Consider the following 2,689-nt stretch of genomic DNA (forward strand, 5'->3'; position numbering starts at 1 on the left):
CGGTAACGCCTCTGTGATCGCTGGCGCGCCACGCCTATCTATGTTGCATCGCACAACAAGAGAAATTGCGCGCGGTGGCGCGCGAAAGGTTGAAAATCATGGGTAGCCGCAAGCTGTTTTCCGCCATCGGCGACATCTTCACCACATTCGGCAGCGCCGTTGCCGCGTCGCGCGCCGTCGAGGCCGGCCGCAGGCCTCGCACCAACGATCTGCGCAAACTTGGAATGGACCCGGCCGCCTTCGACAGGATGGGTCGCTTCTGAAAGATCGGGCGCTTCTGATGCAACTGCCCCTGGCGCGGTTAGCCGTATCGCGCCGGGCCTATGTTCTGACGAAAGTCAGATAGGCGGGCTGCCGGCCCTCACGCAGGGCCTTGGCCTCATAGCGCGTGCCTGGCCAGGCATCGTAAGGCCGATGCCAGTCGGCCGCGTCCCGCGCCTGCCATGTGAAGGCGCCGTGCGCCCGGCAGTGCAACAGTGTCCAATTCACATAAGTGTCGATGTCGGAGGCAAAACGGAATCTTCCGCTCGGCTTCAGCACCCGGGCGAAACGGTCGAGATTGACCGGACCGACAAAGCGCCGCTTCCAGTGCTTCTTCTTCGGCCAGGGATCAGGATACAGCAGGTCGATGCCGTCCAGCGAAGCTGGCGGCAGCCAGTCGAGCAGCCGTGTGGCGTCGTCGTCATAGACCCTGAGATTGGCCAGCGGCTTTTCCCTGACCGCCATCATCAGCTTGGCCATGCCGTTGACGAACGGCTCGACGCCGATAAAGCCGGTTTGCGGGGCCGCCGTCGCGCGATGCAGCAGGTGCTCGCCACCGCCGAAACCGATTTCAAGCTGAATAGCGGAAACATCGGCGGCAAACAGCTGGCGCAACTCGGCTGGCGGCTCGGCCGCCAGATCAAGCCGATAGGTCTGAAAACCGCTTTCCAGCGCCGCGGCCTGCTGCGGACGGATGGTCTTGCCGCGCCGGCGGCCGAAGAAAGCTTCGGTCGCGCGGCTCGGCCTGTCTTTTGTATCCATGGACAGGTTTGCAGTCGCCGTCAGGCGGCGACCGCATCCTTCAGCGCCTTGGCGAGATCGGTCTTCTCCCAGGAGAAGGAACCGTCGCGGCCGGCCTTGCGGCCGAAATGGCCATAGGACGAGGTTTTCGCGTAGATTGGCCGGTTGAGGTCGAGGTGGCGGCGGATGCCGGAGGGCGACAGGTCCATGACCGAGCGCAGCGCGTCCTCCAGCCTTGCCTCGTCGACCTTGCCGGTGCCGTGCAGGTCGACATAGACCGACAGCGGCTGGGCGACGCCGATGGCGTACGACAGCTGGATGGTGCAGCGGTCGGCGAGCTTGGCGGCGACCACGTTCTTGGCGAGGTAGCGCGCCGCATAGGCTGCCGAGCGGTCGACCTTGGTGGTGTCCTTGCCGGAGAAGGCGCCGCCGCCATGCGGCGCCGCGCCACCATAGGTGTCGACGATGATCTTGCGCCCGGTAAGGCCGGCGTCACCATCCGGACCGCCGATGACGAACTTGCCGGTCGGATTGATGTACCAGTTGCAGTCCTCGGCGATCTTGAGATCGCCCAGCGCCTCGCGGATATAGGGCTCGACGACCTTGCGGACCTTCTTGGAATCCCAGGTCGCATCGAGATGCTGGGTCGACAGCACGATCTGCGTCGCTTCCGCGGCCTTGCCGTCGACATAGCGCACGGTGACCTGGCTCTTGGCGTCCGGCCCGAGCTTGCCGGCCTCGCCGTCACCATCATGGCGCGCGGCGGCCAGGAGCTCGAGAATCTTGTGGCTGTAGTAGATCGGCGCCGGCATCAGGTCCGGAGTCTCGCGGCAGGCGTAGCCGAACATGATGCCCTGGTCGCCGGCACCTTCCTCGCCCTGGCGGTCGGCGGCGTTGTCGACGCCCTGGCCGATGTCGGGCGACTGGCCGTGCAGCAGGACATCGATCTTCGCCGTCTTCCAGTGGAAGCCGGCCTGCTCGTAGCCGATCTCGCGGATCGCCTTGCGGGCTACCGACTTGAACTTTGCCGGATTGACGACCGGATGACCTGCGGCGTCCTTGAGGATGTTGCCGGCCTTGTCTTTCCTCAGCAGCGTCTCTGGAACCCGGACCTCGCCGGCGATGACGACACGATTGGTCGTGGCCAGGGTCTCGCAGGCGACACGGACCTTCCAGGGATCCATGCCGGTTTTCTTGGCCTCGCGATAGACCAGATCGACGATCTCGTCGGAGATACGGTCGCAAACTTTGTCGGGATGGCCCTCGGCAACGGATTCCGAGGTGAAGAAGTAGTTCAGCCGCGTCACGGGTGTCCCCTCTTGAAAAAAATCGACAGGTTGCCGATTTTGGCGCGCCACGTGTTAGCGGTGCCGGGCGCCGCTCGTCAAGCGCCGCCGCGGTTCTGGCATGAATGTGAGCACAGTTTGTCTTGTGCCACCACCGACGGGGCGCCGTCGGTGGCACAAGCCCCTGGATCAGTCGGCGTCGTCGGTAGAAAGCGATTTCACCAGATCGATGATCCTGCGACGCACCTTGACGTCGGCAATCTTGACGAAGGCGCGGTTGAGTTGAAGCCCTTCCGGACTGCCGCAGAATTCGACGGCGAAAGCCATCGACGCGTCTTCGGCAAATCCTCGGTTGCCCACGGCCTCCTGACCCGGGGCATCCTCGATAAAGAAGGCTACGG

General features: G+C 64.2%; 3 protein-coding genes and 1 pseudogene. 1 reads left to right on the forward strand and 3 read right to left on the reverse strand.

Annotated elements, in window-relative coordinates; translation table 11 throughout:
- Positions 1-98 precede the first annotated feature (98 nt).
- A complete protein-coding gene (locus tag EN781_RS30300; RefSeq protein WP_126056670.1) occupies positions 99-263 on the forward strand; it encodes a hypothetical protein in 165 nt (54 codons plus the stop codon).
- A 58-nt stretch (positions 264-321) separates the two neighbouring features.
- Here EN781_RS30300 and EN781_RS30305 read toward each other — a convergent pair whose 3' ends face one another.
- The 3 genes and pseudogenes from EN781_RS30305 to EN781_RS30315 form a co-directional block, all read right to left on the reverse strand.
- Complete coding sequence (locus EN781_RS30305) at positions 322-1,023, reverse strand: tRNA (guanosine(46)-N(7))-methyltransferase TrmB (RefSeq protein WP_126056671.1); 702 nt, start codon at positions 1,021-1,023, stop codon at positions 322-324.
- 20 nt (positions 1,024-1,043) lie between these two features.
- Positions 1,044-2,309 carry a methionine adenosyltransferase gene (metK, locus tag EN781_RS30310; RefSeq protein ID WP_126056672.1) on the reverse strand — a complete coding sequence of 422 codons (1,266 nt, stop codon included), beginning with the start codon at positions 2,307-2,309 and terminating at the stop codon, positions 1,044-1,046.
- A gap of 168 nt (positions 2,310-2,477) precedes the next feature.
- Positions 2,478-2,689 (reverse strand): annotated as a pseudogene (locus EN781_RS30315) (transcriptional regulator); the annotation flags it as partial.

The sequence above is a fragment of the Mesorhizobium sp. M4A.F.Ca.ET.090.04.2.1 genome (assembly GCF_003999085.1).
Classification (GTDB): Bacteria; Pseudomonadota; Alphaproteobacteria; order Rhizobiales; family Rhizobiaceae; genus Mesorhizobium.

Bases quoted from the DNA above. Each gene is read 5' to 3' on its own strand.
- EN781_RS30305 (WP_126056671.1), bottom strand. From the start codon at position 1,023: ATGGATACAAAAGACAGGCCGAGCCGCGCGACCGAAGCTTTCTTCGGC.
- EN781_RS30300 (WP_126056670.1), top strand. From the start codon at position 99: ATGGGTAGCCGCAAGCTGTTTTCCGCCATCGGCGACATCTTCACCACA.